This window comes from Brevibacillus sp. Leaf182 (genome assembly GCF_001423865.2).
Classification (GTDB): Bacteria; Bacillota; Bacilli; order Brevibacillales; family Brevibacillaceae; genus Brevibacillus; species Brevibacillus brevis_C.
Genome location: NZ_LMPN02000019.1, coordinates 64,889 through 83,585, shown reverse-complemented (window position 1 = coordinate 83,585; position 18,697 = coordinate 64,889). Strand labels below are relative to the sequence as shown.

General features: G+C 48.5%; 16 protein-coding genes. 14 read left to right on the top strand and 2 right to left on the bottom strand.

Annotated features, from left to right (window positions below; translation table 11 throughout):
• The first annotated feature begins 33 nt into the window (after positions 1 to 33).
• From ASG16_RS09530 to ASG16_RS09520, 3 genes are all read left to right on the top strand, one after another.
• Positions 34 to 1,101, top strand: a complete 1,068-nt coding sequence (locus ASG16_RS09530; RefSeq protein WP_048031137.1) for a CamS family sex pheromone protein — start codon at positions 34 to 36, stop codon at positions 1,099 to 1,101.
• 281 nt (positions 1,102 to 1,382) lie between these two features.
• Positions 1,383 to 2,930 (top strand): L-glutamate gamma-semialdehyde dehydrogenase, encoded by a 1,548-nt coding sequence (pruA, locus tag ASG16_RS09525; protein ID WP_048031138.1) that lies wholly within the window; start codon positions 1,383 to 1,385, stop codon positions 2,928 to 2,930.
• Between the two features lie 257 nt (positions 2,931 to 3,187).
• A complete protein-coding gene (locus ASG16_RS09520) occupies positions 3,188 to 3,991 on the top strand; it encodes an MraY family glycosyltransferase (protein WP_056494887.1) in 804 nt (267 codons plus the stop codon).
• On the opposite strand, the gene ASG16_RS09515 is transcribed toward ASG16_RS09520, so the two are convergent.
• Entirely contained in the window at positions 3,992 to 4,912 is a 921-nt protein-coding gene (locus ASG16_RS09515) for a diguanylate cyclase domain-containing protein (RefSeq protein ID WP_056494890.1), read from the bottom strand.
• Positions 4,913 to 5,068: 156 nt separating this feature from the next.
• Between ASG16_RS09515 and asd the strand changes: the two genes are divergently transcribed.
• The 6 genes from asd (at position 5,069) to ASG16_RS09485 (ending at position 13,305) form a co-directional block, all read left to right on the top strand.
• The gene (asd, locus tag ASG16_RS09510; RefSeq protein ID WP_048031141.1) at positions 5,069 to 5,914 is read left to right on the top strand and encodes an archaetidylserine decarboxylase; all 846 of its coding nucleotides are present in this window, start codon (positions 5,069 to 5,071) and stop codon (positions 5,912 to 5,914) included.
• A gap of 716 nt (positions 5,915 to 6,630) precedes the next feature.
• Complete coding sequence (gene gatC / locus ASG16_RS09505; protein ID WP_007717539.1) at positions 6,631 to 6,921, top strand: Asp-tRNA(Asn)/Glu-tRNA(Gln) amidotransferase subunit GatC; 291 nt, start codon at positions 6,631 to 6,633, stop codon at positions 6,919 to 6,921.
• 36 nt (positions 6,922 to 6,957) lie between these two features.
• Positions 6,958 to 8,430, top strand: coding sequence for an Asp-tRNA(Asn)/Glu-tRNA(Gln) amidotransferase subunit GatA (gene gatA, locus ASG16_RS09500; protein ID WP_048031142.1), 1,473 nt, complete (start codon positions 6,958 to 6,960; stop codon positions 8,428 to 8,430).
• A 4-nt stretch (positions 8,431 to 8,434) separates the two neighbouring features.
• Entirely contained in the window at positions 8,435 to 9,871 is a 1,437-nt protein-coding gene (gatB, locus tag ASG16_RS09495) for an Asp-tRNA(Asn)/Glu-tRNA(Gln) amidotransferase subunit GatB (protein ID WP_056494894.1), read from the top strand.
• Between the two features lie 131 nt (positions 9,872 to 10,002).
• Complete coding sequence (locus tag ASG16_RS09490; protein ID WP_056494897.1) at positions 10,003 to 11,628, top strand: hypothetical protein; 1,626 nt, start codon at positions 10,003 to 10,005, stop codon at positions 11,626 to 11,628.
• A 48-nt stretch (positions 11,629 to 11,676) separates the two neighbouring features.
• Positions 11,677 to 13,305: a YcdB/YcdC domain-containing protein gene (locus ASG16_RS09485; RefSeq protein ID WP_056495090.1), complete on the top strand. Its 1,629-nt coding sequence runs from the start codon at positions 11,677 to 11,679 to the stop codon at positions 13,303 to 13,305.
• A gap of 20 nt (positions 13,306 to 13,325) precedes the next feature.
• Here the strand turns inward: ASG16_RS09485 and ASG16_RS09480 are convergent, their stop codons facing one another.
• Positions 13,326 to 15,083 (bottom strand): RNA polymerase sigma factor, encoded by a 1,758-nt coding sequence (locus ASG16_RS09480; protein WP_056494901.1) that lies wholly within the window; start codon positions 15,081 to 15,083, stop codon positions 13,326 to 13,328.
• 256 nt (positions 15,084 to 15,339) lie between these two features.
• On the opposite strand from ASG16_RS09480, the gene ASG16_RS09475 reads away from it, so the two are divergent.
• From ASG16_RS09475 to ASG16_RS09455, 5 genes are all read left to right on the top strand, one after another.
• Positions 15,340 to 15,735, top strand: coding sequence for a hypothetical protein (locus ASG16_RS09475; protein WP_056494903.1), 396 nt, complete (start codon positions 15,340 to 15,342; stop codon positions 15,733 to 15,735).
• Between the two features lie 95 nt (positions 15,736 to 15,830).
• A complete protein-coding gene (locus ASG16_RS09470; protein ID WP_056494906.1) occupies positions 15,831 to 16,169 on the top strand; it encodes a hypothetical protein in 339 nt (112 codons plus the stop codon).
• A gap of 111 nt (positions 16,170 to 16,280) precedes the next feature.
• Entirely contained in the window at positions 16,281 to 16,751 is a 471-nt protein-coding gene (locus ASG16_RS09465; RefSeq protein ID WP_056494908.1) for a hypothetical protein, read from the top strand.
• Positions 16,752 to 16,778: 27 nt separating this feature from the next.
• Entirely contained in the window at positions 16,779 to 17,507 is a 729-nt protein-coding gene (locus tag ASG16_RS09460; protein WP_056494911.1) for an ABC transporter ATP-binding protein, read from the top strand.
• Entirely contained in the window at positions 17,507 to 18,688 is a 1,182-nt protein-coding gene (locus ASG16_RS09455; protein WP_056494914.1) for an ABC transporter permease, read from the top strand. The genes ASG16_RS09460 and ASG16_RS09455 overlap by 1 nt, the downstream gene beginning before the upstream one ends.
• Positions 18,689 to 18,697: the final 9 nt, after the last annotated feature.

The following is an 18,697-nucleotide window of genomic DNA, read 5'->3' as shown; positions in this document are numbered from 1 at the left end:
TCGCCCACTTTTGGATACGAAAAGGAGTAATCTATGAAAGTGAAGTTTTTGACAGGATGCAGGTTCTTGACAGCTGTACTTCTTGTGATGGCATTGACTGGCTGCTCGTTGATACCTGGGGGCAAGGACAAAGCTCCTGAGCCTACTACACCGTCCTTGTCGGAGGTAGTGGAAGTATCCGAGGATTACTACGGCAGCATTACTCCGTACCAGCCAAACCAGACACGAGGAATGCTTGCTGATACGAAATATCGCATCGATTTCAGCCACCTTGAATTAGGCCTAATGGAGTTCGCTCGGGAGACATTCCCGACGTCCGATTATTATTTCCAAGAAGGTCAAGTGATTAAAAAAGAGCAAGTCACCCAGTGGATCGCACAGGAAAAGACGGCTGGGGCTAACGGGAAAAAGAAAAACGGAATTCTCGTGCACGTATTGGAGCATGATTACCTGAGCAAGAAGGATAAGAGCCTGGCTGGCATGGTGTTGGGCTTGTCGCTTTCGCCGAACTATCAGGATGCAACCGGCCAGGACAAGGTGTACACGACGCAAGAACTGCAAGCAAAAGGCCAGCAGGTCGCAGCTCGTATCGTGCAGTCTGTGCGCGGTACCAGTCCGGAAGTCCCGATCCTGGTTTTGATGTATCAAGTACCGGAGGCGAATTCTACTCTGGTGCCGGGGCACTTCATCATGTCAGGAACAGTAGGGGCGAATGAAGCAGCGATCTCAAAGTGGCTGCCGATCGAAGAGGAATATTTCCTGTTCCCAAGTCCAGAGGTTGAGCAGAAATACCCAGAGCAGTCGTTGCAGTACGACAAGCTGATGCGCCAATCCAAGGGCTATTTCCCTGAATATATCGGGATGACGGGTCTGGGACGTTTCATGGACGGCAAGCTCACGGAAATCACGATTACCGCCACGGCAGAGTATGATTCCAGAACAGAGGTATTGCAGTTTACGCAATTTGCAGCAGGAAGCATTAATCAGCTCTTCGACAAAAGCGTTCACGTGAACCTGTACGTACAGTCGATGAACAAACCATTGTCGCTTTACATTCGACCGACAAGTGGTGAGCCGTATATGCATATTTACAGACAATAAGGAAAAGCATCAAACATCAAACACCCGAATGATCGCCTGAGAAGGTGAGGAGGTCGGGTGTTTTTTTGTACACAAAAGATAGTGGTTTGAACAAATGTGTGAAATGTTGAACGATGTGTGTACAAAAGTGTTCGGAATACTTCTTGAAACTTGTCGGTGATTTTTCTGCAAAAATGCAAACACTAATAGAGTCGAGCCTTTAATGGTTTTGTTGGTATGATCCTTGCATATGTTTTATGAGTGATCCGAACATGGAAGATATCGATAAGGAGGCGTCACAGATGCAAGTGGAATTCAAAAACGAGGCGTTTACCAATTTTAGTCTGCCAGAAAATAAAAAGGCATTTGAAGAAGCGCTCGCTAAGGTAGAAAGTGAGCTTGGCCGTGAGTATCCGCTTATCATCGGCGGAGAACGCATCACAACTGAAAAGAAATCCAACTCCTTCAACCCTTCTAATAAAGAACAAGTAGTGGGCGTTGTTTCCCAGGCTGACCAAGCACTGGCTGAGAAAGCGATCCAAACAGCTGCTAGCACTTTCGAAACATGGAAAAAGGTGCCTGCACAAGCACGTTCACGCTATCTGTATAAAGCAGCAGCAATCCTGCGTCGCCGTAAGCATGAGTTCTCTGCTTGGCTCGTAAAAGAAGCAGGAAAAAGCTGGGCAGAGGCTGACGCTGACACAGCAGAAGCAATCGACTTCATGGAATACTATGGCCGTCAAATGGATAAGCTGTCCCAGCGCCATGACTTGCCACGTATCCCGGATGAGGACAACGAATTGTACTACGTTCCACTCGGTGTAGGTATCGTTATCCCGCCTTGGAACTTCCCTCTGGCGATCATGGTTGGTATGACGACAGCAGCTCTCGTAGCGGGTAACACTGTCGTATTGAAGCCTGCTTCTACCACTCCAGTAATCGCTGCGAAATTCATGGAGATTCTCGAAGACGCTGGCGTACCGGCTGGTGTTGTAAACTTCGTACCAGGTTCCGGTAGCCAAATAGGAGATTACCTCGTAGAGCACAACCTGACTCGTTTCATCAGCTTCACAGGTTCCCGTGACGTAGGTCTGCGTATCAACGAACTGGCTGCGAAACATCGTCCAGGTCAAAAATGGATGAAGCGTCTGGTTGCTGAAATGGGCGGTAAAGACTCCATCGTTGTTGACAACGACTGCGATATCGAGTTGGCTGCACAGTCCATCGTGGCTTCTGCATTCGGTTTCTCCGGTCAAAAATGTTCCGCTTGCTCCCGTGCTATCGTTCACCAAGACGTGTACGACCAAGTACTGGGCCGCGTAGTAGAGCTGACCAAACAACTGACTGTGGGCGACATCAGAACCAACGATTTCTACACAGGTCCTGTGGTTGACGAGAAAGCATACAACAAAATCCTCGAGTACATCGAGATTGGTAAAACAGAAGGCAAACTGGTTGCGGGTGGCGAAAAAGGTCCAGAATCTGGCTACTTCATCATGCCAACTGTATTTGCAGATGTAGATCCACAAGCTCGCATCATGCAAGAAGAAATCTTTGGCCCAGTGGTAGCGTTCGCGAAAGCCAACGATTTCGATCATGCAATGGAAATCGCGAACAACACCGAGTACGGCTTGACTGGCGCTGTTATCAGCCGCAACCGTGAGAACCTGGAGCGCGCTCGCGAAGAGTTCCACGTAGGTAACCTGTACTTCAACCGCAAGTGCACAGGCGCTTTGGTGGGCGTACATCCATTCGGAGGCTTCAACATGTCCGGTACTGACTCCAAAGCGGGTGGACCAGACTACCTCCTGCTCTTCACACAAGCAAAAATGGTTTCCGAAAAACTGTAAGCTACGCAATAAAAAAGCTGCCTCTTTTACAGAGGCGGCTTTTTTGTTCCCATTTTGTCCACACTAAGGACAAAATGAAAGGGCAAAGCAGGTGAGGGTAGCTGTTTACTTATATCGTGTCAGGACTCTCCTCGTTTTTTGTTGTGTATTTGTTAATGCCAGTAGCAAATTGGTTAGCTTGGAAAACAAAGCTGCTGGATATGCCCAAGGGGAGAAAGGGACATAACCGACCAATCCCATTATCTGGTGGTTTGGCGATGTTCGTCGGTCTCTTGTTGGTGTCAACTTTTTTTGCAGGGGCGCAAAAAACCGTTGCAGTTTTGGCAGTTGGAGGGGCTATACTGGTGGTCATTGGATGGGTAGACGATACCTACAAGTCGAAGAAAAAAGAGTTTCCGGCACTACCGAAGCTGATGGTGCAGTTATTGGTAGCGACGATGACATTCCTCATGGATATTCGCTTTCGGGGAATTAATTTCATGTGGCTGGGGGGAGAGGAAGGGATGTATGTCTCATTTCCAATCCTGGTTTCCCTGCTGATGACCGTGCTGTGGATCGTCGGCTTGATCAATATGGTGAATTTTTTGGATGGGGTGGACGGCCTTGCTGCCGGTGCTACGGTGATCTCAGCGGTGACCTTGTTCTTTTTGTCGATGCTCAAGGGTCAAGAATTAACGGCATTATTGGCAGTTGCACTGGCAGGTGCTGCACTCGCTTTTCTACGCTTTAATTTCTATCCGGCGAAAATTTTTATGGGTGATGCGGGATCGATGTTTTTGGGATTCGCTCTCGGCGTGATTTCGTTGGAAGGAACGATGAAAGGGGCTACGCTCATTTCATTAGTTGTGACTGTGCTGGCAGTAGGCTTACCCATTATAGACACTGTACAGGTCATGATCAGTCGGCTTTTGGCAGGTTCCCCCATGTACCAAGCGGATCGTCGACATGTTCATCATCGGCTCATGTCCCGGGGGTTGTCTACGAAGCAGACGGTCATCATTCTATATGTGGTGAGTTTGCTGTTCTCCGTCTTGGCAGTGTTTTTGTTTTACAGTCAATAATCAAATGTGGTCAAAGAAAAAGAATCGATTGCGCCCTGTATTTTTGGCTTGATAAAGTGCTTTGTCTGCATTGCTCAACAGTTGTTCGGCTTCGCTTGCAGATGCCGGGTAGAGGGCAATGCCTATGCTCGTCGAAAACGGGATGGCTCGCTCCTCGATCATCCACGGCTCTTGAGTCGCAAGCAGGATACGATTCGCAATTTTTTCAACCTGACGTTCGGAGTGTATGCCGGTCAGGACGATGACAAACTCGTCTCCACCCAAACGTGCGACGATATCTCCATCTCGAACGGATGACTTGAGGCGTGTAGCTAGCATTTGCAAAAACAAATCTCCGGTGTCATGACCCCACGTATCGTTAATTTCCTTAAAGCGGTCACAGTCCAGATAGAGGGCAGCGACCATCTCCTCTTTTGATTGGGCTGCACGTAGAGCTTGCTGAAGCTTTTCGGAGAGTAGGCGTCTGTTCGGCAATCCTGTGAGCACATCATGATACGCCATATAGGCCAATTGAGACTCCAGGTTTGTGCGCTCGGTAACATCGCGGGTAATGGAAAAGACATGCGTGCATACCCCATTGTTATCATAGACAGGAGAAAGAATGGATTCGCCAATGATGTCACCATTCGCAGTAAAGTGGATCGGACTCCCGCTTTTTACTGCCTGTGTGTACATGTGCTGTAATAAGCTGGCTTTTTCATGAGGATACACGTCCTCAAACGTTTTTCCGTATGCTTCCTCGCACAATTGGGCGACGTGCATAGCGGATGGATTCATCAAGACATAGCGAAACTGATACTCCTCTTCCGCATCTTGTTCGACAGCCATGAGAAAGAACATGTCCGACATATGATCGAATAGACTGGTTAGGATATCACCATGTTGACTGATAAGTGTAGTAATATCGAGTTTCTTCACCATAACCGATATCTCCTGATAAGTGGCTTCTTAGAATGATTATAGTATAGCAAGACTCTCGAAGAAAATGATGAACCTCTGGTAATAGTGCGGGGTTTACTGGCTGTTAGCAGAAGTGGTAAAGTAAGGGTATTGTTGTTTTACGAAGGAGCATTTCTTATGGGCAAAAAGCTGCTCCCAGGTCTCATTCATCGCTTGCCACAAAACGCGATGTCACGGACGATGGGCAAAATTACCGCTACTCCCTTTAGTCGATTAGCCATTCAACGATACATAAAGCACTATCAAATTGATACGTCCATCATAGAAAAGCCAGCTTCGGAATACCGCACGCTGAAGGAGTTTTTTTCCCGGCGCCTGAAGCCCGCAGCGAGACCGATTGCACCTGGCCCAGATACCATCGTCAGCCCGGTAGATGGAACCGTTTCGCAGTTGGGAGATATTTGCGAAGGTACCTTGATTCAAGCAAAGGGAAAAGAGTTCAATGTGATTGAGCTGTTGGGCGGTTCGGAGGAAGAGGCCAAGCGTTACTATGGTGGTAAATTTATCACCATTTATTTGAGTCCAAGGGACTACCACCGGATTCATATGCCAGTAACGGGCGATTTGAGCTGTTACTGCTATTTGCCTGGCAGACTCTATCCAGTCAACCAACTCGGGATTGAAAACGTAGACCGTTTGTTTGCCCGCAATGAACGTTTGGTAACTCACATCAAAACAGATAGCCTGGGCGACATGGCTTTGGTCAAAGTAGGAGCCTTGTTTGTAGGCAGTGTGAAGGTTTGCTACAACACAGCTACCACGAATATCAAGCACGGTCGCCAAACCCACGAGAAGATTGCTGGGACACCTCGTTATGAAAAAGGGGCGGAGCTGGGTTGGTTCGAATTTGGATCAACCGTCATTTTGCTGTTGGAGTCCAACGAGCTCGAATGGGCAACAGGCATTGAAAAAGGCAAGTCTCTCTTGATGGGGCAGGCGCTCGCGAAAAAGAAGCCAGAATAACAAACGACAGAAGAGATTACAGTCCAGGGCAAATGCCTTGGACTTGTTTTTTCTTAGTAGTTGAAGATGCGACTGTGGTGGGGAGAAGAATATTTCCAGTCTAGGCTCCAGGCTCCGTCCTGCTGTGGGTTAGACTGCCCGCTCCGAAGGGACTTGCGGGGAAACGCAAAAGTGGTAGCCGCTTCGTCGCGGGTGCACGTTGCGTTTCTTTTTCCCGCAAATCCCTTCTCCGCTCGGTAGGACTCCACAAGTCGCTACGTCTGGAAATATTCTTCTCTAGCGTAACTGCTCACATTCTTTCATCTTTATAAAGCATTAAAACATCGAATAACACGGAAAGCTCGTAGAGGAAACAGGAGAAATAAGCGAAGATCTTAGGGACACCGACCGAGGCGCAATGAAAAAAAGAGAAACAAGCCCTTAGCGTCCACCTCTGAGATACCCCCTGAATGGACGACTTTGGACGCGGGTTTCGCTTTTTTTCATGGAGACGGGCAGTCAATCCCACAGCGGGTGTACCTAGAAGCTGAGCGTTTTCTCCTGTTTCCTCCCCACCACAACAGCCGGACGAAGTTTTTAATTGTCTAATAATCGATCAACTTTTTTTGGTCGAGAACATTATTTGTTTTCCCTGGCGAAATCCCTGTGAAAATTGACTGAACCTGCTCTTTTCAAGTAAGATCAAAGTTATGTGATACGATTCGGAGGTGGAAAGAATGAGTGCCATTACTCGCAAAGAAGTAGAACACGTAGCTAATTTGGCCCGTTTGCAGCTCACTGAGGAAGAAGCGGAGCGGTACACAAAAGACCTGAATGCGATTCTTGATTTTGCAGCCAAGCTGAATGAGCTCGATACATCCAATATTGAGCCAACCAGCCATGCGACAGATGTGAAAAACGTCATGCGCGAAGACGTAAACAGACCGTCCCTGCCGCGTGAAGACGTGCTGAAAAACGCACCAGATCACGAAGACGGACAGTTTAAAGTACCGGCTGTATTCGAATAACCTACTTACTGGATAACGAGAAGGGAGGAACCCACTGTGTCGCTGTTTGACAAGCGATTGTCTGAGATACATAGCGCCCTGCGCGCAAAAGAGATTTCGGTAACGGATCTGGTGCAGGCTTCCATCGCTAGCATCAAGGAGCATGACGGAGAAATCAAATCCGTCCTGCATGTAGATGAAGAGGGAGCCTTGGCTCATGCCCGTCAATTGGACGAGCGTCTGGTCAAGGGAAATGAGGAGCTGGGTCTTCTCTACGGCTTGCCTGCCGGACTGAAGGACAACCTGGTTACAAAAGATGTTCGCACGACTTGCGCGAGCAAATTTTTGGCGAACTACGATCCTGTCCATGACGGAACTGTTTCCAAAAAGGTGAAGGATGCCGATGCGGTCATCGTTGCGAAGCTGAACATGGACGAGTTTGCGATGGGCGGCTCCAACGAAAATTCCGGCTTTTTCCCAGCGAAAAACCCGTGGAACACCGACTACGTTCCGGGAGGCTCCTCCGGTGGCTCAGCGGCGGCAATGGCTGCGCGTCATTTTTATTTCACTCTAGGCTCTGATACAGGTGGCTCCATCCGTCAGCCTGCTGCTTTTTGTGGCGTTGTCGGCTTGAAGCCTACGTATGGACGTGTATCCCGTTTCGGTCTGGTTGCGTTCGCGTCCTCGCTGGATCAAATCGGGCCGGTGACGAAAAACGTAGAGGATTCCGCCTATGTGCTGCAAGCAATTGCGGGACATGATGAATACGACTCTACCTCTGCCAATGTGGACGTACCGGATTACTTGTCCGCATTAACTGGAGATGTAAAAGGACTGCGTATCGGGGTACCGAAAGAGTTGATCGGAGAAGGGATTGACCCTGAGGTTCGCGATGCTGTTCTGGCAGCATTGAAGCAGTTGGAGAGCATGGGTGCTACATGGAGCGAGGTTTCCATGCCGCATACAGAATACGCAGTGCCAGCTTACTACCTCTTGTCTTCGTCTGAAGCTTCGTCCAACCTGGCTCGTTTTGACGGCGTACGTTATGGTGTGCGTGCAGACAATGCGGCAAACCTGATTGAGCTGTACAAGGAATCTCGCAGCCAAGGCTTTGGCCCAGAAGTGAAGCGCCGCATCATGCTCGGAACCTACGCGCTCTCGTCTGGCTATTACGATGCTTACTACAAAAAGGCGCAGCAAGTACGCACCTTGATCATTCAGGACTTCAACAACATTTTTGCTGACTACGATGTCATCCTGCACCCAACCACGCCTTCTACGGCTTTCAAAGTAGGCGAAAACGTAGATGATCCGGTGAAAATGTATCTGGAGGATATTTGTACCGTTCCTGTAAACTTGGCTGGTCTGCCAGCAATCAGCGTGCCGTGCGGATTCTCCAAAAACGGTCTGCCGATCGGCTTGCAGATCGTAGGTCGTGCATTTGACGAATCCACCGTATTGCGTGTAGCCCATGCGTATGAGCAAACAGCGGGCTTCTACGGGCGCAAACCGGAATGGGTGAGGGGGTAAGAGCATGAGCAAGTACGAAACCGTCATCGGCTTGGAGGTTCACGCCGAGCTATCGACCAACAGTAAAATCTTTTGCGGCTGCCCGACTGAATTTGGTGCACCGCCGAATACACATACATGCCCAATCTGCTTGGGACATCCAGGTGTACTGCCTGTAACGAACAAGCAAGCGGTAGAATTCGCGATGAAAGCAGCACTCGCCCTCAACTGCGAGATTTCCCGCGAGACCAAGTTCGACCGCAAAAACTACTTTTATCCAGACTCGCCAAAAGCGTACCAAATTTCGCAGTTTGACCAGCCGATCGGCTACAATGGATGGATCGACATCGAAGTAAACGGTGAGACGAAGCGCATTGGGATCACTCGTCTGCATTTGGAAGAGGATGCAGGCAAGCTGACGCACAGCGATTTTGGCGGAGAGTCTTTGGTAGACTTCAACCGCGTCGGGGTACCACTCGTGGAGATCGTTTCTGAGCCAGACATCCGCACACCGGAAGAAGCGCGTGCGTATCTGGAAAAGCTGAAAGCGATCATTCAGTACACGGAAGTATCTGACGTTCGCATGGAACAAGGCTCCCTGCGTTGCGACGCTAACGTTTCCATCCGCCCGTATGGTCAAGAAGAATTCGGAACCAAGGCTGAGCTGAAAAACATGAACTCCTTCCGCAACGTGCAAATGGGCTTGGAGTACGAGGTACAGCGTCAGACGGAGGTTGTTTCTTCCGGTGGCAAGGTCGTTCAGGAAACTCGTCGTTGGGACGAAGCGAACAAGAAGACCTTGACCATGCGTTCCAAAGAGGAAGCGCACGACTATCGTTACTTCCCAGACCCGGACCTGGTTCGCATGCAGATTTCCGAGGAGTGGATTGAAGCGGTTCGCGCAACCATTCCAGAGCTGCCAGACGCTCGTCAGGCGCGCTATGTGAACGAGTTTGGCTTGTCAAAGGATGATGCTGGAGTCATTACGATCTCCAAGGAGACGGCTGATTTCTTTGATGAGACTGTGAAAACAGGAGCAGAGCCAAAGTCAGTAGCGAACTGGCTGATGGTTGACCTGTTGGCACACCTCAACGCCAACAACCTGGTGTTTGCTGATGTGAAAATGACACCAAAAGGCTTGGGTGAGATGATCAAGCTGATCGGGGACGGAACCATTTCCTCCAAAATCGCCAAAACCGTCTTCAAAGAGATGGTCGAGACCGGCAAAGAGCCGAAGCAGGTCGTCGAAGAAAAAGGACTCGTCCAAATCAGCGATGAAGGCGCTCTTCGTCAAGTCGTCGTCGATGCGGTCAATTCCAACCCGCAAGCCGTGGCAGACTTCAAGGCCGGAAACGAAAAAGCAGCTGCTTTCTTTGTTGGACAGGTCATGAAGCAAACCAAAGGTAAGGCAAACCCGGGAATGGTCAACAAGTTGATTCAGGAAGTATTGAACAGCCTGTAGGGCAAAACATACGACAGCACTTTCTCTGTAGAGGAAGTGCTTTTTTTTTGTACGGTTATCTATGCTAAATAGTGGAAAAAAAGTAAGATAGAATGCGTAGCTATTATCATAATTGATTAGGAGAAATGTTCATGACACAAAAATGGAAAAGTGCGACGGCTGCTTTTGCAGTAACAACGATGCTATTGGGAACAGGTTCCCAGGCATTTGCTGCAAGCCCGGAAATGATCTTGAAAAATGCAGGAACTCCATCTGAAGACCAAATCAAACTGCCTGCTCGTGCGGTAGAGATTGTCGCTGCATTGGAGAAGCTGGAGCCTGCCCTAAAAGCTTTGACGGTTCGGGAAGTGTTCATTTCCGAGAGTGATGAAAATCAAGTGGTCCTGGCGATGAACCATCCAGACAACATACACGAGGATGCGTATATCCTTTTTGATCGCAATAGCGGTGAAATGGTTAGTTTCGAGGCTGCCACCATCATTTGGGATCAAAAAGAAAAAGCAACAGATAAGGCCATTTTGCAAAAAGCCGATAAAGCCGTTGAGGAGTTGCTTGGATCGAAGAAACGGAGCATGACGGATGCCCCACAATTGTCAACATTCGTGGAAGATCAGGAAGAGCCGTTTGAATTCCGAAATGTCTATTATCCGATTCTGTTAAATGGTCTGGAAATAGAAGGAATGCGTTTTGGCATAGACGTAGACATGGATTCCGCCGGTCATTTAATCGGAGTCTCGTTTGAACCGCTCGATTTGAAGGGGGTTCAGGTTGCTGACCCGAAAAAAGCTGTCACAAAAGAGGCGATCCAGAAGCAGATTTTTACACCTGAACGGATCCAGTATGGTTATGTGTGGGAAGGCAGTGAAGGTAAGCCTGAATTAGCGTATAAGCTAAGAACATCTCCAGTATTTGATGCACTGACAGGCAAGCAGATCGTTGATGGATGGGGGGAAGAAAACGGGGAAGGCAAGGTAAATGCTGACGATCTAAAAAATATTTCCTTGAAGCCTCAGACAAAGCCATTCATTGAGAAAAATGCTACGGATACACAAATTTTAGAGCGGTTGTTTGGAATTGATACGAAGAAGACGTATTCGACCTATCGAAAGGAAGAGCAGGACGGCATACTCAATCATTATTGGGCGAACTATGTTGAAGTGAATTACGCTTCGGTAGTGGAGGACAAAATGACAGGAGAGATTGGCGGTTATCTGAATTGGACACATATCGCAGACCTTCCTGCTCCGCTCACCAAAGAACAGTCGTTACAAAAAGCGATTGCTTTCTTGGAGCCTTATGCTAAAACATCCGAATGGCAAGTGGAAATGTACGAACAGATCAAACCAGAAGATCCACTGGCTATGAAGATTCTATCGAATAAGGATAACAAGCAAGAGACAGAAGAAAAGAAATCTATCGAGCAGTATGGCTTTTTATTTTTTGAGAAACAAAACGGTATACCAGTCATGGAGTATTCCTATGGAGTAGTTATTGATCCAATGAAAGGACAAGTCGCAGAGTTCCTAGCCTCAGTTCCCACAGAGGATCGCAAATATCCTGTGCTCAAACCATCCGTAACAGACCAGCAGGTTGCTGAAATTTTCGCCAAACAGGTACCGGTAAAGCTGACTTACATCTGGCCGACATCCAGTGATTATGATGCTCCTATTCTTGCCTACAAACTCGATACCAGCAAAGGTTGGCCAACCGTAGATGCTGTAAACGGATCGTTCAAATGGAGTGAGTCCGAGGAATAGTAGCCCGTATAGAAATACGAGACAGGAAGAGAGAAAGGCTTGATCAACATGTTGATAAAAGGCTTATCAATTGTTCTAACAGTAGCAACGATACTCTTTGGAACAAGTGGACCGGCATTGGCTGCAAGCCCTGAAATCCTCCTGAAAAGCACAGCAGCCCCAGCTCCAGAAGAAATCAACCTCCCGGAAGGCGCCGCTCAAATCGTGGCTGCTTTAGAAGAGCTGGAGCCCGAATTAAAAACGTTGACAGTGCGAACCGTTAAACTGAGGACGGGTAATGAAGTAGTCTTGTACATGAGCCATCCAAAAGATGAGTACGTTGGAGCCTCTCTCGTTTTTGATAGGGAAACCGGGGAAATGCTCAGCTATAACGCAGCCCTGGAAATTTGGAATGCTAAAGGGAGAGTAACGGACGAGGTTTTATTGCAGCGTGCAGAAAAACTTTTTCTCGCCGTACAATGGTCAGATAAACGGAAAATAACAGGTACTCCTAAATTATCGCAAATGGAGGAGAAGCGTCCCGAGATAGTCCGATTTCGGTACATAGAATATCCTGCTATGCTGAATGGTTTGGAAGTAGATAGAGGGATCCTGACAGGCATATACATGATTACGGATTACGAAGGTCATCTTGTAAGTTTGTCTTTTCATCCACTTGATTTGGAAGATACCAAGGTTCCTGATCCAAAATCGGCATTGACACCAAAAGCCGTCACAGAGCAGTTATTCACCCCCGATCATTTCGACTACGGATATGTTCAGGAAGGGAGCGGCGGCAAACCGAGTATACAATATGCATGGAGAACTTCACCATTGATAGATGCTGTAACAGGAAAGCAGATTGAAGCGCCTAGCGGATTAGGGATCATAGACGATGGAAAACGAAATCCTGTCAATGTGAAGAACATTACGATCACTCCAAAAGAGAACTCACTTATTGTCTCAAACCGGGCTGATGCAGAGAAAATTGTTACGAATTTGTTTGGAACAGATAAAAAGTTCACGAATATGCCCTATGATGCAAGGAATAGTTGGGGAGACTTCGTTTATTCTTGGACAGATCGTGGTGGGGTGGATATTCTCCTTAAGGTGGACGAATCTACTGGACAGGTTATCCATGCTATGGATTGGACACGAAAGGAAAACCTATCTATTCCATTGACGAGGGAAGAAGCACTAAAAAAAGCGATTGCCGTCCTTGAATCGTATGCTTCGAATTCGGCTAATGAATGGCAAGTAGAGATATTCGATCCATATAAACCTGCAGTGTTGGCCGACTGGATGATGGAATTAAATAAGGTTAAGGAAAGACATACAGATAATTATTCATTCATGTTTCATAGGCTCCAAAATGGTCTGCCTGTGCTCGATCACAATTATTGGGTCGTGATCGAAATGAAGAGCGGCCAAGTCGTATATTTCTCTCCAACTATACCGAACGAGGAAGGCGGACTTCCAGTACTTAAACCATCTGTGACTGCACAGCAAGCTGCTGATTTGGCAGCAAAGAATCTTCCGCTCAAGCTGTCCTACTTCTGGCCAACCTACAATGGCAAAAAATCTCCTTATCTTCAGCTCGTCTATACAATTGATACTTATAAGGGCTGGCCAACCGTAGATGCAGTAAGCGGGAAGTTTGAATGGAGCAATAACCTAAAAGAAGTAAGGCGACCATAAATCGCCTTACTTCTTTCGGTTTACTTTCCTGCTTTATTCTCAAGCCCCGCCTGAATTTGTTCCAGGACGGATACAGCCTCGCGCTCATTTCGCTCAATCGCCTGCAACAACGCAATTGCCTGCTTACCCTGCTCCGCATCGTTCGGCTCGCCTCCAGCCGGGAACGGGAAGAGCTTGCTTAGCTTGTCAAAGTCATCGGCAATCGCTCCGTACAAGCTAGCTGCTTCTTTCATCAGCGGACGAACCTCATCAAACACAGAATCTGTCCACGTATCAACGACTTCGCTCCAGAAAAGAGAGGCGTAGCGACGTGCATCTCCGTTTATCACGGTCGTATACGCGTTGCCATTCGGCTCTACCGTTCCCTTTTCATAGGCTTCCTGCCAAGCAGCATAGGCAGCTAGACCATTGGCGCAGCTCGGGTCCTGCGGTTCTTCTCCACGATAATGAACGAGTGCAGATTGGAGAGCATTTGCGAGCATCGTGCGTTGATCGATCGGAATCGCATGATCGATGGCAAGGACAAACAACTCCTCGAGGATACCCCGCCCCAAGCTTTCATAGGGAATGGTACTGTCGTTTCGGCAGTTGTCTCCTGCGTAAAACACTCTTTTTTCATCATCATAGCCGTAGATCAATCCGAACTCTGGCATGAACAGGTCCCAAGCAAGCACAGGATGCCCTTTGTCGATGGAGCGGTGTACCAGCTCCAATGCTTCTGGCAGGAGGACAGACAACTGGCGTTTTTCGCGTGCCTCCGGGCTCAATAGCGAGGGAGCAACTTGATTGGCATTAATGGTTGGTTCACAGGAAAGATGATACGAGGTGACGGCACGAGATTCAAAGCCCATGTTTTTCAAACCCTGCTGCAAGACGCGCTGAAAGTGAAACATCGTCGGACCTGCAATATGGATATTTCCAGGAACGATCGTCAAGCGAAAGGCGTGGCCGCTCAGGCCAAGTATCATCGGCAAAGACATTTTTCGTTCGGTCGATTCTACCAATCCGTATAGTGCCGCTGCGCAAGTAACCCAAGTAGGCATCGTGAATGCTTCTGGCTTATTCAATACTGCTTGTTTCATACTCCCTGCAACCTTTCTCGTCTTCATGTATTGATCAACAACGACACGAGTTTTTTCCTGAATCAGTTTTTTGCGAGAACGCGATAGCACTTGGTAGACATTCGCCTGGGACATCTGGAACATGTGGGCGATCTCATGAGGGGCCAAATGATCAAAAAAGTGAGATTCCACAATGCGCCTCTCCCGAGGATTGAGGCAGTGCAACAGGCTCCTGATCGTCTCAAACAGTTCACGCCGCACCATGACCTCTTCGGGATTAGTGTTCTGCGCAGAGTGTGACCAGGACCGTCCCAGCCTGTGCAGAATACTGTCGAGGTCCTCCCAGTCAGTCGGTTCCTGCTCCTGCGTTTGTTTGCCCAGACTTGAGAAAACGGTTTCCCTTTTTTGCGAACCCTTCGAAAGTCGTGTGTACGCCTGATTGCGCACAATTCGATGCAGCCAGGGAAGGAAACGGCGGCTGTCCACCAGCGTTCCAAGGTGCAAAAAGGCGCGAATAAGAGCATCCTGAACGATGTCTTCGGCAAGAAAGGCTTCTTGTGTGTACGACCGTGCATAGCCGTATACTTTGGAGCGATGACGCCTGACTAGCTCGCTAAACGCCTCCTGATCTCCGGCTTTTGCCTGTTCTACCAGAGTCTCGTCTTTGATCTGGGTGTGTTCCTCATGAGTCTTGGGCCTGATTATCAAGTGATCCATCGCAAAAACTCCTCGTGATTTGTTGATGTACTGTGTAGACTTGGGGTTCACGGATTTTCTGACACGGGATGCGAAAAAATTTCGGAGTTTTTTTAACCGTTTTGTTTAGTGTATCAGACAAATAAAGGCAGTGGTTTTTCCAATGTTGCAGGGGAATGCAGAAAATGGAAATAGGTTCGCTGACCATGTAAAATGAAAGGAGTTTGAGAATAGAAAGGGGAGCGGCTTATGCGTGTTCCATGGAGTTTGGAAGAATATGAAGACCCGTTACTCTACGACATTGAAAACGATGGGGCTCCTGAGTTCCTTTCCATCTGTGGTCGAATTATTACAGCCAGTGGAAGAGCAGCATGACCATACGTTTGTGGATCAAAACAATCGGAATGTGAAAGTTTCTTACAAAATGGAATACGATCCGATCAATCAAATCCAGCATTACAAGACGATTCGCCGTTTCTATCAGCAGGAGGAGCTGCAAGAAGAAAAGGTAACGACAATCGATTTGCGCTATACGTACCCGCAGGAAATCGAAAAAACATTAGCGCTGAACGGTTTCAAGCTGCTTCACTGTTTTGACGGCTGGGAAGAGAAACCGTTGAATCCCGATTGCTACTCCATCGTGGTTGTGTGTCAAAAAACGGCTCGGCTATAGTCGGGGGCCTGTACGTCAGGCAACAAAGCAATTTGTAACAATTTCCACTCTCCCCTATAATGAACGTACAGGAATAAAAAGGAGGATGGAAGTACATGAAGCTCGTTTCTGTTGCAGGAGAAAGTGTGGCACCTGGAAAAGGTGGATCACCGTCTGATACATTTGATCGTTCCATTGCTACGTGGCAAGAAAACGGTCAAGAAAAAACCATAACCGTCACCTATGTACGTTATTTTGGCAAAGTACTCGCTGAGCGGGGCATTTACGATCAAGAGGCAGAAGGTGTTCCTGTCAGCCATTTGGTAGCGACGCTGTTTCTAGAAAAGCATCCAGAGGTAAAAGAAACCCGTCATTATATTAACGATACGGAGGCTTTCGTCGCGCTGTTTGAAGGCTTTTCCCTGACTAAGTGGAAAGAGCGTTATCCGCTGTAGGATACGAGCGTTACCGTTTTTAAAGTCAAAAGATTCTGATTCGCCAACGACACATACGGGTAACTTTTGTGAGGGCATGCTAAGGGCAACCAATTATTGGAGGGAATTAGCATGTTTTCTATTTGGCTGCCACTGGTGATGACATCTTCTGCGCTTGTGTTTGGTGCCATATCTTCGCATGTCCCTGCGACTATGACTTCCTCGGCGGCGTGGATGGTAGCTGTACAGGAGTTTGATGCGTTTTTGCAGGACTGGAAAGAAGGGCAGACGCTTGCGAACCTGCGTCACCCGCTTTTTGATCTCACGGAAGTGTCAGCGGTGTCAGGAATGATGGAGATCATCCGTTTTTCGGGAGAGGCCCACGGGCAAGCGGGAGAAATCACCCTTTCGTTTTACACACTGGAAGGCGACAAGGTCTTTTCGCCCCCAGGATCCGTGTCTGTCGCGCGAGTCGATGAGAAGCGGCGGGAATTTCATGTCACTGGCGCCATACCCCGGGTTTTGCGCGGGCGGACGGGTGTCGTACAGGTGACGTTTACGGGAAAAAAGCGGGCGTCGTACTTGCTGAAGGTACGATTCTAGAGAAAAACGGGAGAGGAGGGGCTGCTGTTGATTGAGGTCAAGAATGTTAGCAAGCGATTCAAGGAGATCGCAGCGGTCCAGCATGTATCGTTTCGGGTCGAGGCAGGCGAGGTATATGGACTTCTCGGCGAAAACGGTGCGGGTAAGACAACGACGATGCGCATGATGGCGACGGTTTTGACCCCGACTGAGGGAGACATCGAGATTAGTGGGTTTTCCGTTCGACAGCAACCGCTTGAAGTGCGCCGCAGAATCGGCATCTTGTTCGGGGGAGATGTGGGTCTTTACAGCCGTTTGACAGCGAGGGAAAATATCGCGTACTTCGGTCGCCTATACGGATTAGAGCAAGCGAGGCTTGAAGAGAGGATTCACAATCTGAGCCGGATGCTTGAGATGGAAGATTTTATCGACAGGCGAGTGGGGGCCTTTTCCCGGGGAATGAAGCAAAAGGTAGCGATTGCCCGGACGCTCGTACACGATCCGGATGTCATTTTGTTGGATGAACCGACAACAGGATTGGATGTAACGGCTGCTACCATCTTTCGAAGAATGGTCAGAAAGCTGCAAGAAGAGGGGAAGACGATTCTGTTCTCCAGTCACAACATGGGCGAGATTAACAAGCTGTGCAAAAGGGTTGCGCTCATTCACAACGGTAAACTGCGGTTCGCGGGGGGATTGGATGCTTTACGCGAGCAGTTTGGGACAGAGGATCTGGACGACATTTTCATGGCTGTCGTGGAGGGGAGCGAAGGCTGATGGGCTCGCATGTCGTTTGGACCGTATTGAAAAAAGAACTGATGGACTTGTTTCGCGATCGCAAGGCGTGGATGGGGACGCTTCTAGTGCCATTGCTCGTCATTCCGTTCGTCTTCTTTTTGCTAGGAACGTCCTATAGCAATGTGGAAAAAGAAGCGAGGGAGTACATCCCGTTAGCTGTTCAAGGATCATCCTCATTGATTACGGTTTTGCAAAAAAATCCTGCCGTTCAAATCCTGGAACCATCCAATCTAGAGCAAGCACTGCAAGCAGGTCAGCTACGCGCTGTTTTGACAATTCCTGCTGGCTTCGATGAGGAGATCGCGGCGGGAAAGACAGCACAGTTATCGGTTGCCTATGACTCGACTAATCAAAAGTCTGTCTATGCCCGTACGTTGATCGAGCAGACAGTAGAGGCTTACAGCAAAGATGTCGTAGCGAAAAGGTTGAACCAAGCGGGCTTGTCCGAGCAGACGATTCAACCGATTGTCTCCACCTTTCAAAATGCAGCCTCTGAGGAAAGGAAGTCGGGAGGGATGCTGGCTGGCATCATTCCGTTAATGTTGGTGGTCTCACTCGCATCCGCAGGAATGGCAGCAGCGAATGATCTCGTCGCTGGTGAGAAAGAGCGGGGAACGCTCGAATCGCTGTTGACGGCGCCGATTGCAGCCCAGCACATCCTCACGGCAAAGCTGTTAGCTGTCATGACGATGAGTACCATGGGGGCAGTAGCGTCGCTGATTTCTGTCACACTGGCCATGCGTCTGGGACCAATGGGGACGGAAGGAGATCATTTTACACTCGCCTTCTTCTCACCTGTCACTTTGTTGGTGCTCATCGTGACGATTTTGTTGTTGGCGGCGCTTTTTGCAGGATTGGAGCTTGTTTTGAGTACGATTGCCAAGTCTTTTAAAGAGGGGCAGACGTACATGAGTGCTGTCCTATTTTTGGCAATGGTTCCGTCGTATATGCTGATGCCAGTCAGTCCGGTCGACATCCCTGCGCATTACTACGTGATGCCTGTGTTCAACGGTGTCGCACTGTCCAAGGAAGTGTTTTATGGCAAGGTCGACCCGATGCATGCGCTCTTGGGGATTGGTTCCTTGCTTGTCTATGTGGTTTTCACTATTTTTCTCGCGTCGCGCATATTCCGCAGAGAAGGAGCGGGGTTAAAGCACTGAACACGGAAA

What these genes read in the sequence shown, in the direction of transcription:
- ASG16_RS09530 (WP_048031137.1), top strand. Translation starts at nt 34, where the DNA reads ATGAAAGTGAAGTTTTTGACAGGATGCAGGTTCTTGACAGCTGTACTT.
- ASG16_RS09485 (WP_056495090.1), top strand. Translation starts at nt 11,677, where the DNA reads ATGTTGATAAAAGGCTTATCAATTGTTCTAACAGTAGCAACGATACTC.
- ASG16_RS09490 (WP_056494897.1), top strand. Translation starts at nt 10,003, where the DNA reads ATGACACAAAAATGGAAAAGTGCGACGGCTGCTTTTGCAGTAACAACG.
- ASG16_RS09520 (WP_056494887.1), top strand. Translation starts at nt 3,188, where the DNA reads ATGTTCGTCGGTCTCTTGTTGGTGTCAACTTTTTTTGCAGGGGCGCAA.
- ASG16_RS09465 (WP_056494908.1), top strand. Translation starts at nt 16,281, where the DNA reads ATGTTTTCTATTTGGCTGCCACTGGTGATGACATCTTCTGCGCTTGTG.
- ASG16_RS09470 (WP_056494906.1), top strand. Translation starts at nt 15,831, where the DNA reads ATGAAGCTCGTTTCTGTTGCAGGAGAAAGTGTGGCACCTGGAAAAGGT.
- gatB (WP_056494894.1), top strand. Translation starts at nt 8,435, where the DNA reads ATGAGCAAGTACGAAACCGTCATCGGCTTGGAGGTTCACGCCGAGCTA.
- ASG16_RS09455 (WP_056494914.1), top strand. Translation starts at nt 17,507, where the DNA reads ATGGGCTCGCATGTCGTTTGGACCGTATTGAAAAAAGAACTGATGGAC.
- pruA (WP_048031138.1), top strand. Translation starts at nt 1,383, where the DNA reads ATGCAAGTGGAATTCAAAAACGAGGCGTTTACCAATTTTAGTCTGCCA.
- gatC (WP_007717539.1), top strand. Translation starts at nt 6,631, where the DNA reads ATGAGTGCCATTACTCGCAAAGAAGTAGAACACGTAGCTAATTTGGCC.
- ASG16_RS09480 (WP_056494901.1), bottom strand. Translation starts at nt 15,083, where the DNA reads ATGGATCACTTGATAATCAGGCCCAAGACTCATGAGGAACACACCCAG.
- asd (WP_048031141.1), top strand. Translation starts at nt 5,069, where the DNA reads ATGGGCAAAAAGCTGCTCCCAGGTCTCATTCATCGCTTGCCACAAAAC.
- ASG16_RS09475 (WP_056494903.1), top strand. Translation starts at nt 15,340, where the DNA reads ATGAAGACCCGTTACTCTACGACATTGAAAACGATGGGGCTCCTGAGT.
- ASG16_RS09515 (WP_056494890.1), bottom strand. Translation starts at nt 4,912, where the DNA reads ATGGTGAAGAAACTCGATATTACTACACTTATCAGTCAACATGGTGAT.